Consider the following 17,392-nt stretch of genomic DNA (forward strand, 5'->3'; position numbering starts at 1 on the left):
TAGCAGCCCCCCCCTACAGTCGGCCCGAACTATCGCACCTCCCCGCCGCGGATCTCAGTACGCAGATTCCGGCACGAAAATAATGTCCCCCGGGAGGAGTCGCAGGTTTCTCTGACGCCCTTCCACGATCTCCTGGAGCGGCACACGCACCTGAATCTCCACCCCGTCGACGACCCGGGTAAGCTTGGTATTGTTCGTACTTGCACGCTCGCTAAAGCCCCCGGCCAACGCAAAGGCTTCGATGATGCTGATATTATTTTTATAGGGGAAGGTTCCCGGCTCCCGAACCTCACCAAAGATAAAGATGCGCTTGGAGTTATACTCCATGATCGTGCACTGAACGTTGGGATCCTTGAGCACATGCTGACCAAGCCCCAGGGTCAGCTCAACCTCCACATCAGTGCAGGTAAGCCCTTCTGCACGGAAACGCCCGATATGCGGAAAGTTAATGGTACCATCCGCGCCAACCGTAAACTCGCCGCTTAACCCCTCCTCCCCATAAACGCGCAACAAAAAACGATCTCCTGGCCCCAACTCGCCGGTCGGCGGCAGCTCTGCTTGCTGCTCCACAAGCGCCAGGTAAGCCGGATCGACGCGCTCATGAGCGCATGCGCTCAAAAACGCGACGATGGCAACCAGCGCCGCCCACCAGCAGAATTGCACCCGAGAATGAGTCACGTAAGCGTCTCCAGAAGTCACACACATGCCCCTGCAGTCGATGCCCGCAGCGACACGCTTCAGTAGGTCAGCGTCGTGCTCAACACGACATGATGTCGCTGATAGTCGCGCACCGAGTTTTCACCGAGGCCTTCCACCTCGATGATATCCTCGGTGAAGTTCGACACAAAACGGTAGCTAAGCCCCAGGTCCCATCCTTTGCGAATCTCAAAGGATGTCTCTCCGAGTACCCCGACTAACAAATCGGACACATTCTCCGGCAGTGTAATCACGTTGTCTTGTGTCACGACCTGTCGTACTCCCAGATCCGCGTAGTCGCGCATTTGCGCATCCGCCTCGAGCCCCAGCCGCAGCCGCCCGCCCACAAGCCCCTGCTGAAACCCCACCAGCGCACGGTGGTAGGTATAGTAGTTCCCAAGCGTCGAATCGGTGAAGTCCCGCTGATAGCCGGCACGAATGCGGCTATCGAGTTCCACAGGCCCGAACTGATAGCTGGCTTCAGCCTGCACCAGAAGCCCTTTAAAATCAGGCCCGGAGTTCGCTTCGTAGAAGCCCCATCCGTAGCCGGCCTGCAGCCCGAGAGTGATCCGCTGCGTCAAAAGCCCCCGCAACCCTCCCGTGAGACGAAGCGGCGTGCTGTTGGCATTACGCAGCCGCCCCTCTGGACTGACCACATCGCCACTGGGCCCGCCCTGGTAGGCGCTCACGTAATTGATGCGTCGATAGTCTGCCTTTGCCACCAGTGCGGTCTTCGGAAGGAAGGACCAGTGGCCTTTCCAACCCACGTGATGGGTTGAACGATCGAGTTCCTCGTAGAGATTGTGACGATAGAGCGAAAAGTCGTAGCTCAGATACGACTCCAGCACCCGACCACCGGGATGAAACCCGAGCATCGCTCCTGCTCGATTAAAAATGCGGTTTACCGAATCCGCCGACTCGTAGCTGGGCGCCTCATTGGTGCGTACGAAGTTCTCCGAGAGCCTCAGACTGAACACCCCGCGCGGGTTCCATGTCAGGCTGGCTCCCAGGTTAGCGGCCAGACCGCTCTGGCTGGCCACCGTTTCCTCAGAGCTCAGATACTGGCGCCAGCCAACGGCGGCCGACCCGTTGAGATCCCACATCGCGGGGTTCGGGGTGCTCAGCTTGAGACTCGGCTCGATGTAGCCCTCGGGCACCTGGCGAATGCTCGAGTTCTCGCGAGATGAGGAGTAATAAAGGTTGGAGTCAAAGCCCGCCCCGAGCGTCACGCCTGGGTGCAGGCGTAAGGAGCCTCCCTGGACTCCATCGCCCCACTCTGCCGCGGCCGACTGTGACGTGAACACTACTGCGCTGGCCGCCGCACAGATGGCGGCCCTTTTCAACCATCTTCCCATCATGGGCAATCTCATATATCGGGGTTAGCCGTCGCCGCAGGGCGACTGGCTCACTGGTAGGGGGTCAGCTCGGGGAGGCGATCGAGCACCTCACGTTCATCGGCGAGGAAGTCCTCATCCGGAGAACCGATTCCCGGATCCACCGACACCTCCAGTACCGCGTCGTCCGCGTAGCGCAGTTCCTCACCGGCGCACACGCGCGCCTCCTCACCGAGGCCCGAGACACGCTGCCCCGCAATACTAACCAGCGTGTAATGGTGCCGCGAGGCGGCCCCGTCATTTGCCGAGACGCTATCGGTCAGGCTCACGTAACTCTGCTCGCTGACTTTCACAAAACCGCGAATCGAGGCGAGCTTCTCGTTAATACAGTTGATCTTGAGAATATCTCGCTCTTCGTCCCGAGCGTTGTCGAGCAGCTGAGTGGTACTCTCCAGCGTCACCCGCATCGCATCGATCTTATTCGCCGCCCGATCGCTCATTTGCGCCGGAGTCAACGCATCGAGGTCTTCGTCAATCACACCTCCGCCGTTGCGATCGTTAAAGTCGGTCAACAAACGCTCGCCTTCATCGGACTGTTGAGCTACCGCGGCACCGCCGCCGACCAGCATCAACCCGAGCGTTAACATCGTCGCCCATCGCATGGTGGTGTTCATGGCACATCCTGAGATCAGTGGGTTGAGCGCATCAGACAACACGTGGTGATTTGACCCGCCAACCGGTTGCGACGGTCGCTCCCTGTCCCTTACAGCAGTTCGGGGAGCCCCCCGTCGTCATGATCGCCTTAGATAAATAATAAGATCACGGAAGCGCGCAGCAAGATATGCCGCGCGCTTCCCCCCGAGCCGGCGATCAACTACCGGGGGAGAAAACAAAGGGCAACGTGAACATCGCGTCCCCGCCATCGGGCGAGGGAACACGCAGACGGCGTTGAATCTCGCCGGCCACACACTGACCGACGCCACCACCGACTTCGTCCACCGCTACCTGCGTATCACTGACGCGCCCGCGTGAACCCGCCGCGGAAATCGTCACCACCACTCGAACCGTACCCGATGCCGAGTTGTTGCGACGAAGCTCCCGCTCGTAACAATCCTGGATGTTTCGCTGAATTCTACGAAGTGCGCGCGACACGGCATTTTGATCGAAATTCCCTCCGACCGCATCATCCGGGTTGGGAATCGAAATCGGGCGAGCTTTTATCTCTTTGGTCTTTCGCTCGCCGGTATCAACTCCGCCTTTGGCCTTGGACGCACCTTTGGTCGAACCGATCTCACCGATCGATGCGCTCGTACCCACGCCATCCGCATCGCGGTCACCGCGCCCAAGTTCCAGACGATCACCACCGCCGGCCGAATACTCAATGCGCTCCGAGCCGGCAAACGCCTCGTCCGCGCCAATGTTGCGCAGACTGTCGGTCACCCGGGCAATGGCCGACTCCCCGCCTTCGCCCTCCGCGGTAAGAACTCGGAGAACCGTTGCATCACGAACCTGCTCGGTCAGACGCAGACGCTCTTCCTGACGGGACTCCGCGACGTCTTCCGGCGTGCGACTGGGCTCGGCGGGAGCGGCCTCGGCGGGTTCCGCCGGACCTTCTCCGCTATCCTCGCCCTCTTCGTTCTCGATTTCCGGAATCTCGGGCTCCGGCTCATCTTCCGGCTCCTCGACCATAATGCGGGCAATTCGATCGGGAATCCGAAACTCCGTCTCCTCGGGCACGGGCCATTGCTTGTTCTCGACGAACACAACAAAGCCGACCTGAATGATGGCGGAGAGTAAGATCAGAACTGCCAGCGGACGATCGATTCCCTGCAACAGGCCTCCACGCATGGAAGCGGGAAGCGCAGGCACCGGTCGCACCGGAGGAGGCGTGACAAATTGAAAGAGCACGGTCGTATCTTCGAGGACCACGCGACCACGCATCGTCGCATCGAGTTTGACCTGGTAGACATCGCCCTTCTTCTTGGCGACCCCACTGGACCGAAGCTCGGCCAGCGATTGTACCGAGCCTCCTCGGGAGACCCGCCCCTCCATCTTTTCCGTAAACTGCAGCACGTAGCTGCCACCTGCGTGCTCAAAGAGCACAAAGGATTTGGGCAGGTTGGAGGCAGGCACTACAAGCAAATTTCGCTTGTAGTCTGATCCGATCGTGACCGTCTCCTCCTTGCGCAGGAGACGCTCCTCCAGAACTTTTTCGTTCTGGATCAAGCCAACCCGTAGAATTTTTCGACCGGATGCTTTTGCCATGGTGCGTTTCCTCGGAGCCTGACACCTCGGAGGGCGCTCACACCCACCGTCAAAGCCACCAAACAATCCTACTCTGAGTCAAACGAACCCCGGAGGAGGTCCATCCGATCCGCCTCGCTACCGCCGCCCCCCGTGAGCGAAAACGGCGGTAAGGAGATCAAAGGTGGCCTCATTCCGCGCTTTGGCCACCCAGGGACGTAAACGTGGAGCGAATCACCGCAAAACGGAACTGATTGAGCTGTGCCTGAGACGCCGTGAAAAGCACCTCCAGCATCAAGCGGTGCGGGGTGCTCTGATCAGCGATGATCGTAGCCTCCGGCACATAGTCTTCCTGAAGAAGACGTTGCTCGTTCTTCTTCTGTTCAACCGCCTTGGTGATTTCTTCAAGCAAGGGATTGATGACCATTGCCGACGCCTCTCCATCCCGCTTCTTGCTGGGATCGATGGCGCCATCTTTCACATCTACCGCAAAGTTATCGTCCACCAGGATGGAGGAACGCGTCACGGTAATCGTGGTGGAATCTTCCGGATTAAGCTGAGAGGCACTCGACGGAACCTTGAGGTCTTCATCGATCGCCTTGAGCGGCTCGTCGCCATAGCTCTTAAGCAGGAAGACGAGCATGATGACCATGATGTCCATCAGGGAGTTAATATTAAGGCTCCCGCCTTCATCTGCCTTCCGGCGAGCAGCGCTCTTAGCGCGTTTGGCATCCCGAGCCCGCTGCGCCTTGATCCACTCTTCGTCGTCGCGCTTAAAGCCGCTTTGCTGATTATCTGCCATGGATCACACTCGTAAGATCAGGTTCTCGTGCTCTTGTGCGAGTTTAGCGAGGTGCGCTTACTGCATCATGCCAAACGCCGGGTCACCAAAGAGGATCGCGTAGGTGTCACCCTCGGCGCGAGGTTTCGAGTCCCAGAACTCCGCGTTGGAGTCGTAGGAATCTTCCTCCAGGCGATAGCGAACCACGTCCATCACACGGGTCGTAAGCGCGAAGGGCAGCTTATCGTCGGCCGTAAGCGTGACGGTGGTTTCTTCAGGAAATTCATTTTTAATGATTGAGAGACGGTTGTAGAGCTCGCGATAATTGTACGCGCTGAGCCCTTCCAGGAGCACCTCTTCACCGCGGACTTTATCATCCGCTGCGTAAAGGCGACGCGCCTCTTCAAAGCGTGCGGCGGTATCGATCGAGTCATCTTCCAGACAGATCGAGGGTCCACCGGTGGGACATCCGGGCATCGGCTGCATCTTGGTGCCAGCCGCCGTGATGTAGAAGCCCTGGGCTGACATGCTGATTGCCAGATTAAGCGGCTGCTTATCTTCTTCCGGCTTTTCGCGATCGGAAGTTGCCGCCCCGCCTACAGGCATCGTCACGTTAATGACGCTGACCTCCAGGAAGACCACGGACAACAGAAGCATGGGAATCAGGATGATGACCAGGTTCATCATCGGTGCCAGGTTGAGGTCTTCGGGCAGTCCGATTTCCTCGCGTGGACGGCGAGCCATCTGGCCTCCTTAACGAAATCGTAAAACGTGCGTGCAGATGCGTAGGGTGAGTGCCGTGGGGAGGAGGAAACAGCGGGCACCTGGTTAACGTGATGCCCGGCTGTTTCTACCATACACGGAGGTCAGGCTTACTCGACCGGGCCACCCTTGCCGCGGGTCACCAGAAGGTTCTCGAGCTTGACACTGTACATGTCGATTTCGTCGAGAATCTTCTTGGTCACGCCCGAAAGCACCAGGTGAGCGATCATCGTGGGGATGGCCACAATCAGACCGAACGCCGTGGTGTTCATGGCCATGGCGATACCGCGAGAAAGCATGCGCTGGCGGTTTTCCGGGGTGGCGCTTTCCAGCGCCTCGAACGCCTCGATCAGACCCATAATCGTACCGAGGAGACCCATCAGGGTCGCAACGTTAGCGATGGTCTGCAGCGAGTTGGTCCGCTTTTGAATCTTAGGCACGATTTCCAGAGTCGCTTCTTCCATCGCGTTCTGAATCTCGACCTCGCCCTTATTGGCACGAGTCAGACCAGCCTTGATGACGTGCGGCAGCGCGCGCGACGAGGCGGCGTTGCACAGCTTAATCGCGCGGTCGACGTTGTCGGCCATCACCAGTTTCTGGATCTGCGCCATAAACGCTTGCGCGTTCATGTTAAACTTGAAGAACAGGAAGAAGAAACGCTCAAGAGTCACGCCAAGTGCGATGACGCTGGTGACAAGGATGATGTACATCCAGAAACCACCATCGCGAAAGGCTTCACTGATCGCAGCCATGTCCGATTACCTCCGTACGTGTTGGGATTGTAGCTTGCTCGGCAATGCTGTTAGGGGAATGAAGAACTATACGAACACTCGTCTCGGAAACCCTGCCGGCTTGCCGAGCATTGGCGCTCGTGGACCTGTCTAAAAGCGCCCACTGAGGGATGAAGGTATATCACAAAGAATTTAGGCCAGCAAAGCGCTTTTTCACCCGAGTCAAACCCGAAAATTCGGCGTGTTCTCGGCACTTAACGGCCTGTTACGATCCTCTCAGAAAGGCTCTTCTTCAACGGATTCCAGCAGCTCGGGAAGAAAGGTTGGTTTGGGGTCTACAGGCTCGTAGCTGAGATTAGCCGCCTGGATGATATAGAAGGCTTCCGGCTTTTGAATTCGCCCCTCCACAACGATCTCATCGAACTCGAAGATCGCCTGCTGCGCATGCGCCGGAGTTGACCTGAAGGCGGCCAGGGACAGACTCGCTGCCACCAGCGCACCCGCGGCTGCCAGAAGCCGAATTTTCTCAGACATCATCACCTCCTGTATCGTCGTCGGCCGGAGCAGGCTCCTCTTGTTGCTGTTGAAGCATTTGCTGGCGACGCAACATCTCTTCGCGCGCGCGTTCTTGCTCAATGGCGTTGTTCGCCTCGTTGATATAGGCGTTCACCGGATCGTCGGCGCCCAGGCGATCGCGGCTGGCCGCGCGATACTCGTTAAAGGACTCGATCGCTTTGGTATAGCGCTCCATCGCCTCATAGCCAGGCACTTCGCTCTCCAGGTAAAGGATCCCCAGATTGAAGTGAGCGTCGGCGAAGGCCCCGTCCAGGGCGATCGCCCGCTTGAAAGACGCCTCAGCCTGACCGTACTCCCCGGCGCCTTTCTGAGAGTTCCCCAGATTGACGTAGGCCTGTTTAAACTCCGGAAAGTCCGTGACGGCCTGTTTCAGGTGAGCGATCGCTCCGGGGTAGTCACCGGCCTGATGCAAGAGCACGGCGAGGTTGTTGCGCGCCTCCGGGAAAAAAGGCTGAAGCTCAATGGCCTTCTCAAAGTTTGCGATCGCCCCTTCATCGTTCTCCAGATCCCACTCAATGACCCCGAAGAGGTAGTAGAGATCGGCACGCTCCGGGGAGAGCTTCAACGCACTTGCCAGGATGGAGCGCCCGAGTTCCAGCCGCTCCAGCCGGTAGTTGGCCCGAGCCATCTGGAACATTGCCTCCACATGACGCTCGTCCTGCCGGAGAATATCCCGGGCACCACGTACGGCATCTTCGTAGCGCCCCTGGGCGATCGTCACCTCCAATCGGGCGGCGCGATGATCGAGATTATCGGGGCGCGCTTCCAACATCCGCCGCGCCACGGAGTCCGCGTCCGAAAGCGCATCAGCGCGCAAATAGAGGCGAATCAGATTGACCAGCGCCGGCGTAAAATCGGGCTCCAGCTGCAGGGCCTGAACATAACGCCGTACCGCGTTTTCGCCTTCTCCCCGGCGATCGTAAATCACGCCCAGGTTGTACGCCGCGAGATATCCACCTTCGGGCTCGCCGACCAGATCGCTGAGAATCTCGATCGCAGTGTTCGCATCTCCGTCGTCAATTCTGGCGAGCGCGGCATCAATGCGCGCCTGCACATGACCGGAGGCCGGCGCCACACCGGGGGCGTTCTGCGCTCGGGCCTGCGACGTCGTCGCTTGCGCCGGTTCCCCGGGCTCGGAGTCACCGGGCTCCGCGGCGCCGGGCAACAATTCCGCCACGTTCCCCTCTGCGGGGATCTCATCGGGTTCAACCGGCGCGCCTGAACACCCGGCGAGAAGGATGGCGCTCAGCGATACCCCCAGCAGCGTTCGGGTCAGAATCCGCGAACTCATGGTGTGTCCTCCTCAGCGTTGAGTTCCATGCGCTGCTGACGCGTCTGATAGGACTCCGGACTCAGATAGGGAATTCCCTGGCGGGCGATGCCTTCGCGAAGGCGTCGCTCCTCTTTGAAGAGCGGATACTCATTGGGGCGGTAGCGGTTGAGCTGTTCCAGGGTTCGTTTGGTCCACTCATTGACCACCCGGGCATTTCGCGCCTCGGCAATCGTGCGCTCGTAGCGCTCAATCGCCTGCTCTTCCAACGGATAGGCCACCGCCTCGAGCTCGCCCTGGTAGATGAAATACTCATCGGAGTCCTCATCAAAGGGAATGGGTACTTCGTAGAGAGATTCCGCAAGGCTCTGCGCCAGGAATCCGATGCGGTAGTTGGCCGCCAGCGTCCAATCGAAGGACCGGTAACCAAAGACCTTGCTGTACTCCTGGCCCAGCTCTTGAAGCTCTTCGATCTTACGCTGGAGCAAGCGCCCCTGCTGGGCGACCGATCCCTCGATCTTGAGCTTCTCCCACTCACGGAATCGATGCTCCACAAGCATAAACTGCGCCTGGGCCGCAAAGAAGCTGGGGGGCTCCAGCCCCAGGCGCTCATAAGTCGTCAACACATCCTGGTACCAGCGCGCGGCACGACGGGTATCACCACGATCCTCGTAGACCTGGGCAATGCGGATGCGCGCCTCCATGGAGCGCTCTTCCTGCCCTTCAGCTCCGCCGAAGCGCTGAATGTAGCTCTCCAGCGTGCTGACCATACGGTCGAGATCGTCGTGTTTCTCCCACACCTCGGCGGCCTTCCAGACGGCGTCTGCCGAATTCTCATCGCTGGCGTAAACCCGGGCATACTCGGTGTAGGTTTGCGCGGCTTCCGGGTAGCTCTGGAGGCTCTCGTTGAGCACCGCGATGCTCATCAACGAGGTCTTGCGCCGTTCTTCGATGTCAAAGCCCATCGCCGCCAACTCCGGCGGGCTCTCCCCGCGATAGCGATCATAGAAGAGCTGGTAGTGTTGAATGGCTTTCTCATACTCGAAGAACTGCTCGGAGTTCACCGCGACGCGGTAAATGGCATAGCCGGCCAGGTCGTCATCCGGATATTCCTGATAGACGCGCTCGTAGAGGCGCAGCGCAGAATCAAATTTGCGGATCACTTCGTAGGCCACAGCCGCGTTATTGAGGGCCTTGGAGGCGTACTGGTGATCGGGCGCGTCATTGACCAGCCGCAGATACTCCTCAGCGGCTTCCTCGTAGCGCTCCGCCGCATAAAGATCCTCAGCCGACTTAAAGAGCGCCCCCAGGCGGAACTCCCGCACCTCGGCACGCACCGCGTCGGCCTGCTCGCCACGAATGACCTCAGCCAGGCGATCGGCCCACTCCGCCATCGCCGCGTAGTTATTCTCGTCGCGGAAGGTCTCCAGAATCAGGCTACCTGCCAGGTAGGCCACCTCGTGCTCGGGGTAGTTTTCCACAACCCAGGCAAAACGCCGGCGCGCCTCTTCGTAGTCTCGGAAGTCGTAATAAATCTTGGCTGCCTGAAAGGCGAACTTCGCTCCCAGGAACGCATCATCCGGATTCTGCAGCTGCAGCACCACGTAGCGATCCATCGAGGTCACGTAACGATCGACCAGCTCCGGAACGGGTTCGCCTTCGATCGTCACCGCTTGCTCACCACGGGACTCGTCATACTCGCGCTGCTCTTCCATCTCCTGCGCAGCCTCGCGAGCCTGATCGATATCGGCCCCAGCCATCGCCGTCGGGGTGAGTTCTCCGCGCTCGACCTTATCGCTAATCATGAATTCAAGTGCCTTGATCGCGTTAAAGGCACTGATCTCTTGATACTCGTTATTTTCAATATCGAGTTCGCGCACCACCTGGTACTGGCGAAACGCTTCGTCATACTGCGCGGAGTAGTAAAGACACTCCGCGTAGTAGAAGTTCCACTGGAAGACTTCGCGATCGTTGGGATAGCGGCGCAGGAAGTTTTCGTAGGCATCCGCGGCCATCGCGTAGCGCTCTTCGGTGAGCGCCAGCAGAGCCGGGTCTCGACGCACCAGCGCTTCGTTACGCAGATTCTGAGCCTGCTCATGGTACCAGGTTGCCGCCGTCAGCAGATTGTCGCGTACCAGCGTGTCCGCCTGGCGTAGCGCTTCATCGTTGCCTAGCCGCTCATGGTAAGCAAACCAGGCACTCTCCGGGCCGTAGTACTCCAGCATCTCCCGGCGGACGGCAAACGCCGCCTCCGGCTGCCCATCGCGGTGCAGCGCGACGATGATCTGCTCGTGAATCTTCGGATTATCGCGATGCTCTGGATATTGGGCGAGCATATGCTCGTAGAGTTCGACGACCTGCTGATAGTTGGCGCGCTCAAAGACGTAGTCGGCCAACTGCGCCATGACCTCGCGCTCGTAGGGCTGCCCACTGGAGATGTACTGACGCACCCGATCCATCATCGGGTCGGCATCCGGATCGAACTCTTCCGGGTCTTCCTCGCCAAGATCCCAGTCTTCCTCCGCCAGGCTGATCGCGATGTACTGCACTGCCTCTTCGCGGAGCGCAGCGCCGGAGCGACCGGTCCGTCGTTGAACTTCGTCGCTGTATTCAACGAGTTCTTTGAAGTTTGTGATCGCCTGGTGATAGTCGCCCAGCCGGTAGTAGGTCCAGGCCAGCTTGTAGAGCGCCTCGGAGTAGAACGCGCTGCCCTCGGCATCCATGGCGTTCTCATAGGCCTGACGCGCGAGGTTGAGGTTCTCCACGATCATGGAGGGACCGTCGGCTTCGGCATGCTCAAAATGGTATTCACCGATCCGCAGCCAGGACTCATTGACGAAGCGGCTCTCCGGGTACTCGATGATCAGCTGTGCCCAGAGATCGCGGGCGACATCGGGTCTCCCCATCTGAAGTTCGACGTAGGCCAGCAGATAGTAGGAGCCGTCGGCAAAGCGAAAGTCTGGCCAGTCGGTGATCAGGCGTCGAAAGAGCGCCGCCGTGGTCTGAAGATCTCGCTGGGGAGGACGGGGCTCATCGGCGATTTCCCCGCGATCGTACCGCGCTAACTCGCTTTGATAGCGCTCATCGGCTCGCAGGTAGTCGTCGTTGGCCTTCTCGAAGTGAAGTTCCGCCAATCGAAAGAGCGCATCCGGGGTGTACTCCGGATCGTTGGGCACATCGCTCAAAAACTGCTCAAAAGAAGCGATCGCCTCCACGCGGCGCTCCCGCTCGATGGCCTCGCCGGCACGAATCTTCTCATCGTACGCACTGTTGATCTCGGCCAGGCGGCGATTGAACTCCGCCTCGACGATGCCATTGATCGTCGTCTGATAGTCCTGAATGGCTACAGCGTAACGCTCATAGGCTTTGCTGTAGTCTTCCAGGGCCTGGCGAAATGCCGGATCGGCGGACGCCGGCGCCTCCAGGGCCACCAGGCCCGGGGTCTCTTCGCCCGAGTCGACAGGCGCCCCCTCCTGCTCCGTGGTCTCCTCGCCAGCGTCGCCGGCTTCGGTCGCGGAATCCTGTGGGTCGCCGGACTCCGGGGACTCCTCGACGGCGACGTCGGCCGGACTCACGTCATCTTCGGCGGGCTCCTGGGCCCACAGATGCGCCGGCCCCGCGCACAACGCGATGAGCACCAGCGCTCCGATCCACCGCCCCCGGCGGCTGTATGGGGTCTTCTCAGCCATGCTCTGCCTCACTGCTCGGGCGACCTGCACTACCGAACTTCACGAAACGCCTCTCGCAGTACGTTGATCTCGGTGGAGCGATCTTCAAAGAGCTGATTGATATCGCGGGTGGCGTCCTCTTTTCGTTGCCACCCGACATCCAGCAGCCCGACGTGGCCGCGGCGAATCAACGCCTCGAATTCGTCGTCCACCCGAGAGAAATTCCACAACGCGATCGAAGACACCGTCCGTTCCGTATCGAGTCTCCACTGATCGAGCTCTTGTTGATACGACGCCAGCTCCTGGCGTTCGATCGTGACGGTCGCGCGAATATCAACTACGCGCTCGTCGATGACCTCATCGATTCCCGAGAAATATGCGTTGAGTCGGGACTTGAGTTCCGGCAACCGGCGTCGTTGCTCGGCAAGCGCGAGCGCCCCGCTGCGGCTGGAGGTGCTCAGTCGGGCACTCTGCTCATCGATCAGCTCGCCGAGCTCCGAGAGACGGGCGTGATAACGCTCCCGAGCATCGCGCTGCTGAACGAGCATCGCATCGCGGGCGCCAAACTGGCGCTGCACACTCCCGACCTCCCGGGTGAGGCGCTGGTGCTCGGCCTGCAACGCGCTGATGTCATCGCGCATCTGCTGGCGAATCTGACGAATCTTGGCGCGATCCTCGGCACTGAACCCCTCCACAGGATTCTGGCTCAGGTAGGTATCGATCCCATCCAGATTTACCGTCAAACTCTCGATATCAAACGCCACCCGCTCCATTTCGCGATTGAGGTGCTGAAAGTCCTGGCGAATCGCCGTACTCCGACTCTGCAGATCGTCAACCGACTGCGGACCGCGCTGATGTTGCTCTCGCAGCGTCACCAGTTCTTCTTCCAGTTCCGCCACGCGCGCTCGTTCGGAGGGCCCGAGAACGCTCTGAGCCTGCTGGAGCTCATACGCGATCAACTGCTCTTCCAGCGAAATCAGCTGTGCCTCCAGGGCCACCCCACGCTTCCAGCCCTCCGAAAGGACCGGGAACGCCTCGATATTGGAACCGTAGGAGAGCATCTGCTCGACCTCTTTGAGCGCCTCCTCGGCCTCGTCGATATCGGCCTGAGTAAATGCCCCATCTTCAACCAGCTGACGGGCATCGGCCATCAGCGGCTCGCCATCCACCCAGTCCGAGACCATTGTCGGCATGTACTCGGGGCGTAGACCCTCCAGGTCCTGGCGGACCAGCTCCACAAAAAAGCTCTGCAGATCGGGTTGCTCTTCGATAAAGCTCACCAGCTCGGTGCGCACCGGCGTGAAGGTGGCGATGATATCGTTGAACCACAACCGAGCCTGATCGTACTGGCGCAGGCGCATGGAGAGATCGGCCATCAAGAGCTTGGCCTCGGGTACAAAGCGCGGATCTGGATCGGAGATAAGTAGGATGTCCAGGTTACGCAGCGCTGCCTGATAACTCTCCTTGGAGACCAACGACCAGGTCAGCTCGTAGAGGGAGCGCTCAAAATAGGGGCTGGTACGAGGCAGCTGAAGGTAATGATCGATCGCCCGATCAAACTGCCGTTCCTCGTAGGCCAGCCGCCCCAGCGCCAGATGTCCGAGGTCCACCACTCGACTCTCTTCCGGGGTCGAGGGAATCTTTGTGACCAGCGAAGAGAAGGCCTCACGGGCCGCGGCGATATCCCCGTCGGCCGCCAGCGTCACCCCTTCAAAATAACGCGCAATCAGCTCGTATTGCGGGTCGCGCGCCGCGCGCTGGAACCAGGGCTGAGCCGCCTGATAACGCCCCTCCTGATAGAGGGTCTTTCCCCGGGTATAGTGCAGCGCCGGATTGACCTGCTCCAGATTGTCGAGGCGAGCATAGAGCGCGTCGACACCACTATAGTCGTCGATTTCGCCGGCGATCTCGAGCAATCGGACGATCGCCGGCTGATAAAACTCAGCGGGCCCTAACTCCACGACCCGCCGGAAATAGCTGCGCGCAGCGCGAAAACTGCGCATCTGGTAGAGGCTGTCCCCCAGCAGATAGAGCGCTTCGGCGTAGCTATCGAACTGGCGCACCCGGTCGTTATCGACCACCGCCACAAAGAGCACACTCGCGCGCGGATAGTCCGCGAGCAGGTAGGCGACCTTGGCGTCATTAAAGCGCGACTCCAGACGGAAGCGACTCTCCACGACCGCCGGCACCAGATAGCGCTCCTCCAGCTCGTTGAGCTGAGCTTCCAGCGCATTGACGCCATCGCGGGCCTGCGCCGAGCTAAACGCACGGACCCCTGTGGCCTGTGCAGCCGCGCTGCTGCCAGTTAGTCCGATCACGGCCAGTAGCGCTGCCGCCACCAGACTCCGTCCCGCCCTGCCGTGCATGTTCATCGCTCGCCAATTCCAAAAGCGCATCGCGCGACCTCGACTCAAGCATCACTTACGCCGGCGGCAACGCCGCCGGCCGCGGAACCTCCCCGATTACTCTTCGGGGGCCTGAGCCGGCTCTTCAGCCAGATCGTCGAGGTCCAACTCCACCATCGTTACCTGACAGACCCCGTCGGGGCGGTCCTCATGCGCTGTAAAGGCGTTGCCGCCCTTATAGGCCCGAACCGTCACAATGGTGGTGCGCCCTTCCTCAGCAGTGAAATTGCACGAGAAGCGCAGGTCAAACTCATAACCCCGCGCGTACGAGAACACACCATACCCGCTGCCCTGTAACTCCAGACTCACCGACACCGTCCGCGTTCCCGGATTGACCGGCCCGCTGAAGATCTCCAGGTCATTGGCATTGCTAAGGTTGCCATCGCGGTCGAGCTCGTTGAACACCCGAGAGCCATCTACGCTAAAGAGCGCGCGGCGAATGTTGTAGGCCGAACCCAGATCGTTTTCGAAACGCAGGACCGCCCGACTGCCCGCGAGATTGCCGCTGAGAATCGTCTCTTTGAGAAGCACAATGCGACTCTTCGAGCGGAACACTCGCTCTTTGAGATCGTCGATCTTCGTTTCCAGGTCGCGCACGCGCAGATCGTAGACCTCCTCCGGGTTTTCCCCCTCGGGGATCTCGATGCCTTCGATGCGATCGGTGTCCATGCGCGCCTGCAGCGAGGCTTCCGTTCCGGGGTAGTCAGTGCGAAGCACGCGCCCGCCGGGCCCAAGCACGGGCTCCACCGGAGCCTCATCCTCGGCAGCGGCCTCCGCGCTGGCATCCGAATCCGCCTCCTCGGCAGGATCGACTCCCGAGGTGGCGTCATCTGCCCCCTCGCTGCCAGTAGCTTCGCCCTCGGAGATCTCCTCCTCAGGGCGCTCTCCATCAAGAGCGGGGCTCTCGTCTTCCGGAGTGCCCTCTTGTACTTGCTGCGCCAGTGCGCTGCCAGGTGCCAGACACCACAGCAGCACGACGAAGATCAGCCCGGGCCATATTCTTCGTTGCATAAACGGCTTCCTCACTTCGAATTTATTAGCACGCTCGCAGCGCTCCACGGGCAGCCAGCGCCGATGGTTTCTCAGCGGATCGAGGGGCAGCCTACTTGACCTACCGGTCGATCTCAAGCCGACCCGACGCCCCTTTGACGCCCTGGTTTCGGCACACATTCATTTGCCCCCGCGCATCGCGCGTTCCTGCGGAGGCAGGGTGCGCGCGCTCCACCGGGCCGTCAAGAAAAGACACGGCCCGGAGTCGTAAAACACCGGGCCGTACAACCTACGTCGTGACTGCTAATGCATCAACCGCGAAGCTGATCGCGCAGAAACTTCGGCAGCACAAAGGCCGCTTGATGCAGCTCCTCGTGGTAATAGGAGAGCTGTGCGTCGAGCTCGGCGATGCGAGCGCTGTCCAGCCCGCGGGTCGGATGGGGCCCCTTGGAAGCAAAGGCAAACGCCCAGAGCGACCCGGGATAGGTCGGCACAATCGAGGTATAAAAATCGACGCTCGCGAAGGATTCTCGCAGCATTTTACCGACGCCGGCCACTCGCGTGGGCTGATAAACAATCGAGTCACTCTGGGGCACCAGAATACCGTCGGCGCGCAGCACCCGATGACAAGCGGCGTAGAATTCCGGCGTAAAGAGAACCACGCCGGCATCCACCGGATCGGTGGAATCCACCAGAATTACGTCAAACGACGCGTCGGGCGCCTCGTTCACATAGGCCAGTCCGTCACCAATGATCAGATTGGCTTTCGGGTGGTCAAAGGCCGAGGCGACCTGCGGCAGGTGCTTTTTGCACTGCTCCACCACAACCTGGTCAATTTCGACCATCACGGCTTCTTCAACCCCGGGATGCTTGACCACCTCGCGCAGCGTTCCCCCGTCGCCGCCACCGATGATCAGTACTCGTCGGGGGTTGGGATGGGCAAAAAGCGGCACGTGAGCCAGCATCTCGTGGTAGCCGATTTCATCGCGCTCCGAGACATTGATCACCCCGCCCAGCGCCAGCACGGTGCCAAATTCCGGGGTGCGAAACACATCGACCTGTTGATAGGGCGTCTCCTGGCTGAAGAGCCACTCACTGACCACATGCTCGGTGACGGTGTTGCGGTTTAGAGGATCGCGAAAGACGATCTTGGCCATGATCTTCTCCTTAGTACGCTACGCTGAGGTGGGGGCGAACTTTGCGTGCGAGCCAAACCGCGCACAAACAAAGAACCACCGTCACCCGAGAGCCGGTGCTCTCGGGCGTAAGAAGGCGTCCCCTCCTCACCGAAAGCCTCCCGCGCATTTCAGTTGCGAGGCAGGGGCGGCGAGGAAGTCACGCAGTCGTCATTTCACCTTATTTATCGAGGTCGTCGCGGGTGACGCCGTAGGCCGAGGGCAGCGTGCCCGGGGCCACATCGAAACTGCCGCGTCGAAACTCAACGGTACTTTCCCGGGTCGCGCCGAAACGCTCCTTCAGAAAAGCATGAGCCTCCCACGGATCGATGACCGTGCCACAGGTAAACACATCGACCGCCGCATAGCCGTATTCGGGCCAGGTGTGAATCGTCAGGTGGCTTTCGCTGATCACCACCGCCCCGCTGACACCATGGGGGTTAAACTGGTGAAAATTCACACAGACGATATGGGCACCCATGCTTTCGGCTGCGGCTACCATGACCTCCTCCACAAAAGAGGCGTCATTGAGCTTTTCTGCAGGGCACCCGTAGTACTCGAGGATCAGTTGACGTCCGAGAGCTTCCAATTTGGTGTACCTCGTGGATGGTCGCCCCGGATCCACACTCCGTGTTGGTCTCTTCTCGGCCTGCGTCGAGCCGTTGAACTAATCAACGTGCCCTCCTCGAAGCGACCTCGCCAACGGAGCCTGGTCCAGAGCGAAGTTCGCTACCATCGTGCGCATAAGTCACCGTGGTGT

Annotated in this window: 14 protein-coding genes; all 14 read right to left on the minus strand. The window is 60.0% G+C overall.

Features of this window, described 5'->3' with window-relative positions; translation table 11 throughout:
* Positions 1 to 54: 54 nt before the first annotated feature.
* Positions 55 to 678 carry a polysaccharide biosynthesis/export family protein gene (locus DL240_RS01915; RefSeq protein WP_158542290.1) on the minus strand — a complete coding sequence of 208 codons (624 nt, stop codon included), beginning with the start codon at positions 676 to 678 and terminating at the stop codon, positions 55 to 57.
* A gap of 59 nt (positions 679 to 737) precedes the next feature.
* Positions 738 to 2,054, minus strand: a complete 1,317-nt coding sequence (locus DL240_RS01920; protein ID WP_146618048.1) for a hypothetical protein — start codon at positions 2,052 to 2,054, stop codon at positions 738 to 740.
* A 47-nt stretch (positions 2,055 to 2,101) separates the two neighbouring features.
* Positions 2,102 to 2,704 (minus strand): hypothetical protein, encoded by a 603-nt coding sequence (locus tag DL240_RS01925; RefSeq protein WP_111728165.1) that lies wholly within the window; start codon positions 2,702 to 2,704, stop codon positions 2,102 to 2,104.
* A 196-nt stretch (positions 2,705 to 2,900) separates the two neighbouring features.
* A complete protein-coding gene (locus DL240_RS01930; RefSeq protein WP_111728166.1) occupies positions 2,901 to 4,295 on the minus strand; it encodes an AgmX/PglI C-terminal domain-containing protein in 1,395 nt (464 codons plus the stop codon).
* Between the two features lie 169 nt (positions 4,296 to 4,464).
* On the minus strand, positions 4,465 to 5,076 hold the full coding sequence (locus DL240_RS01935) for an ExbD/TolR family protein (RefSeq protein WP_111728167.1): 612 nt from the start codon (positions 5,074 to 5,076) through the stop codon (positions 4,465 to 4,467).
* Positions 5,077 to 5,133: 57 nt separating this feature from the next.
* Positions 5,134 to 5,799, minus strand: coding sequence for an ExbD/TolR family protein (locus DL240_RS01940; RefSeq protein ID WP_111728168.1), 666 nt, complete (start codon positions 5,797 to 5,799; stop codon positions 5,134 to 5,136).
* A gap of 128 nt (positions 5,800 to 5,927) precedes the next feature.
* Entirely contained in the window at positions 5,928 to 6,569 is a 642-nt protein-coding gene (locus tag DL240_RS01945) for a MotA/TolQ/ExbB proton channel family protein (protein WP_111728169.1), read from the minus strand.
* 255 nt (positions 6,570 to 6,824) lie between these two features.
* Positions 6,825 to 7,082, minus strand: a complete 258-nt coding sequence (locus DL240_RS01950; RefSeq protein ID WP_111728170.1) for a hypothetical protein — start codon at positions 7,080 to 7,082, stop codon at positions 6,825 to 6,827.
* The gene (locus DL240_RS01955) at positions 7,075 to 8,415 is read right to left on the minus strand and encodes a tetratricopeptide repeat protein (RefSeq protein WP_111728171.1); all 1,341 of its coding nucleotides are present in this window, start codon (positions 8,413 to 8,415) and stop codon (positions 7,075 to 7,077) included. The genes DL240_RS01950 and DL240_RS01955 overlap by 8 nt, the downstream gene beginning before the upstream one ends.
* Positions 8,412 to 12,083, minus strand: coding sequence for a tetratricopeptide repeat protein (locus DL240_RS01960; protein WP_111728172.1), 3,672 nt, complete (start codon positions 12,081 to 12,083; stop codon positions 8,412 to 8,414). Before DL240_RS01960 ends, DL240_RS01955 begins: the two co-directional genes overlap by 4 nt.
* A gap of 29 nt (positions 12,084 to 12,112) precedes the next feature.
* Positions 12,113 to 14,458 carry a tetratricopeptide repeat protein gene (locus DL240_RS01965; RefSeq protein WP_111728173.1) on the minus strand — a complete coding sequence of 782 codons (2,346 nt, stop codon included), beginning with the start codon at positions 14,456 to 14,458 and terminating at the stop codon, positions 12,113 to 12,115.
* A 66-nt stretch (positions 14,459 to 14,524) separates the two neighbouring features.
* Positions 14,525 to 15,478: a hypothetical protein gene (locus DL240_RS01970; RefSeq protein ID WP_111728174.1), complete on the minus strand. Its 954-nt coding sequence runs from the start codon at positions 15,476 to 15,478 to the stop codon at positions 14,525 to 14,527.
* A 290-nt stretch (positions 15,479 to 15,768) separates the two neighbouring features.
* Positions 15,769 to 16,614 carry a polyamine aminopropyltransferase gene (gene speE, locus DL240_RS01975; RefSeq protein WP_111728175.1) on the minus strand — a complete coding sequence of 282 codons (846 nt, stop codon included), beginning with the start codon at positions 16,612 to 16,614 and terminating at the stop codon, positions 15,769 to 15,771.
* Positions 16,615 to 16,813: 199 nt separating this feature from the next.
* Positions 16,814 to 17,257 carry an adenosylmethionine decarboxylase gene (gene speD / locus DL240_RS01980; RefSeq protein ID WP_233497030.1) on the minus strand — a complete coding sequence of 148 codons (444 nt, stop codon included), beginning with the start codon at positions 17,255 to 17,257 and terminating at the stop codon, positions 16,814 to 16,816.
* Between the last annotated feature and the right edge of the window lie 135 nt (positions 17,258 to 17,392).

The sequence above is a fragment of the Lujinxingia litoralis genome, assembly GCF_003260125.1.
In the GTDB taxonomy this organism is placed as follows: domain Bacteria; phylum Myxococcota_A; class Bradymonadia; order Bradymonadales; family Bradymonadaceae; genus Lujinxingia; species Lujinxingia litoralis.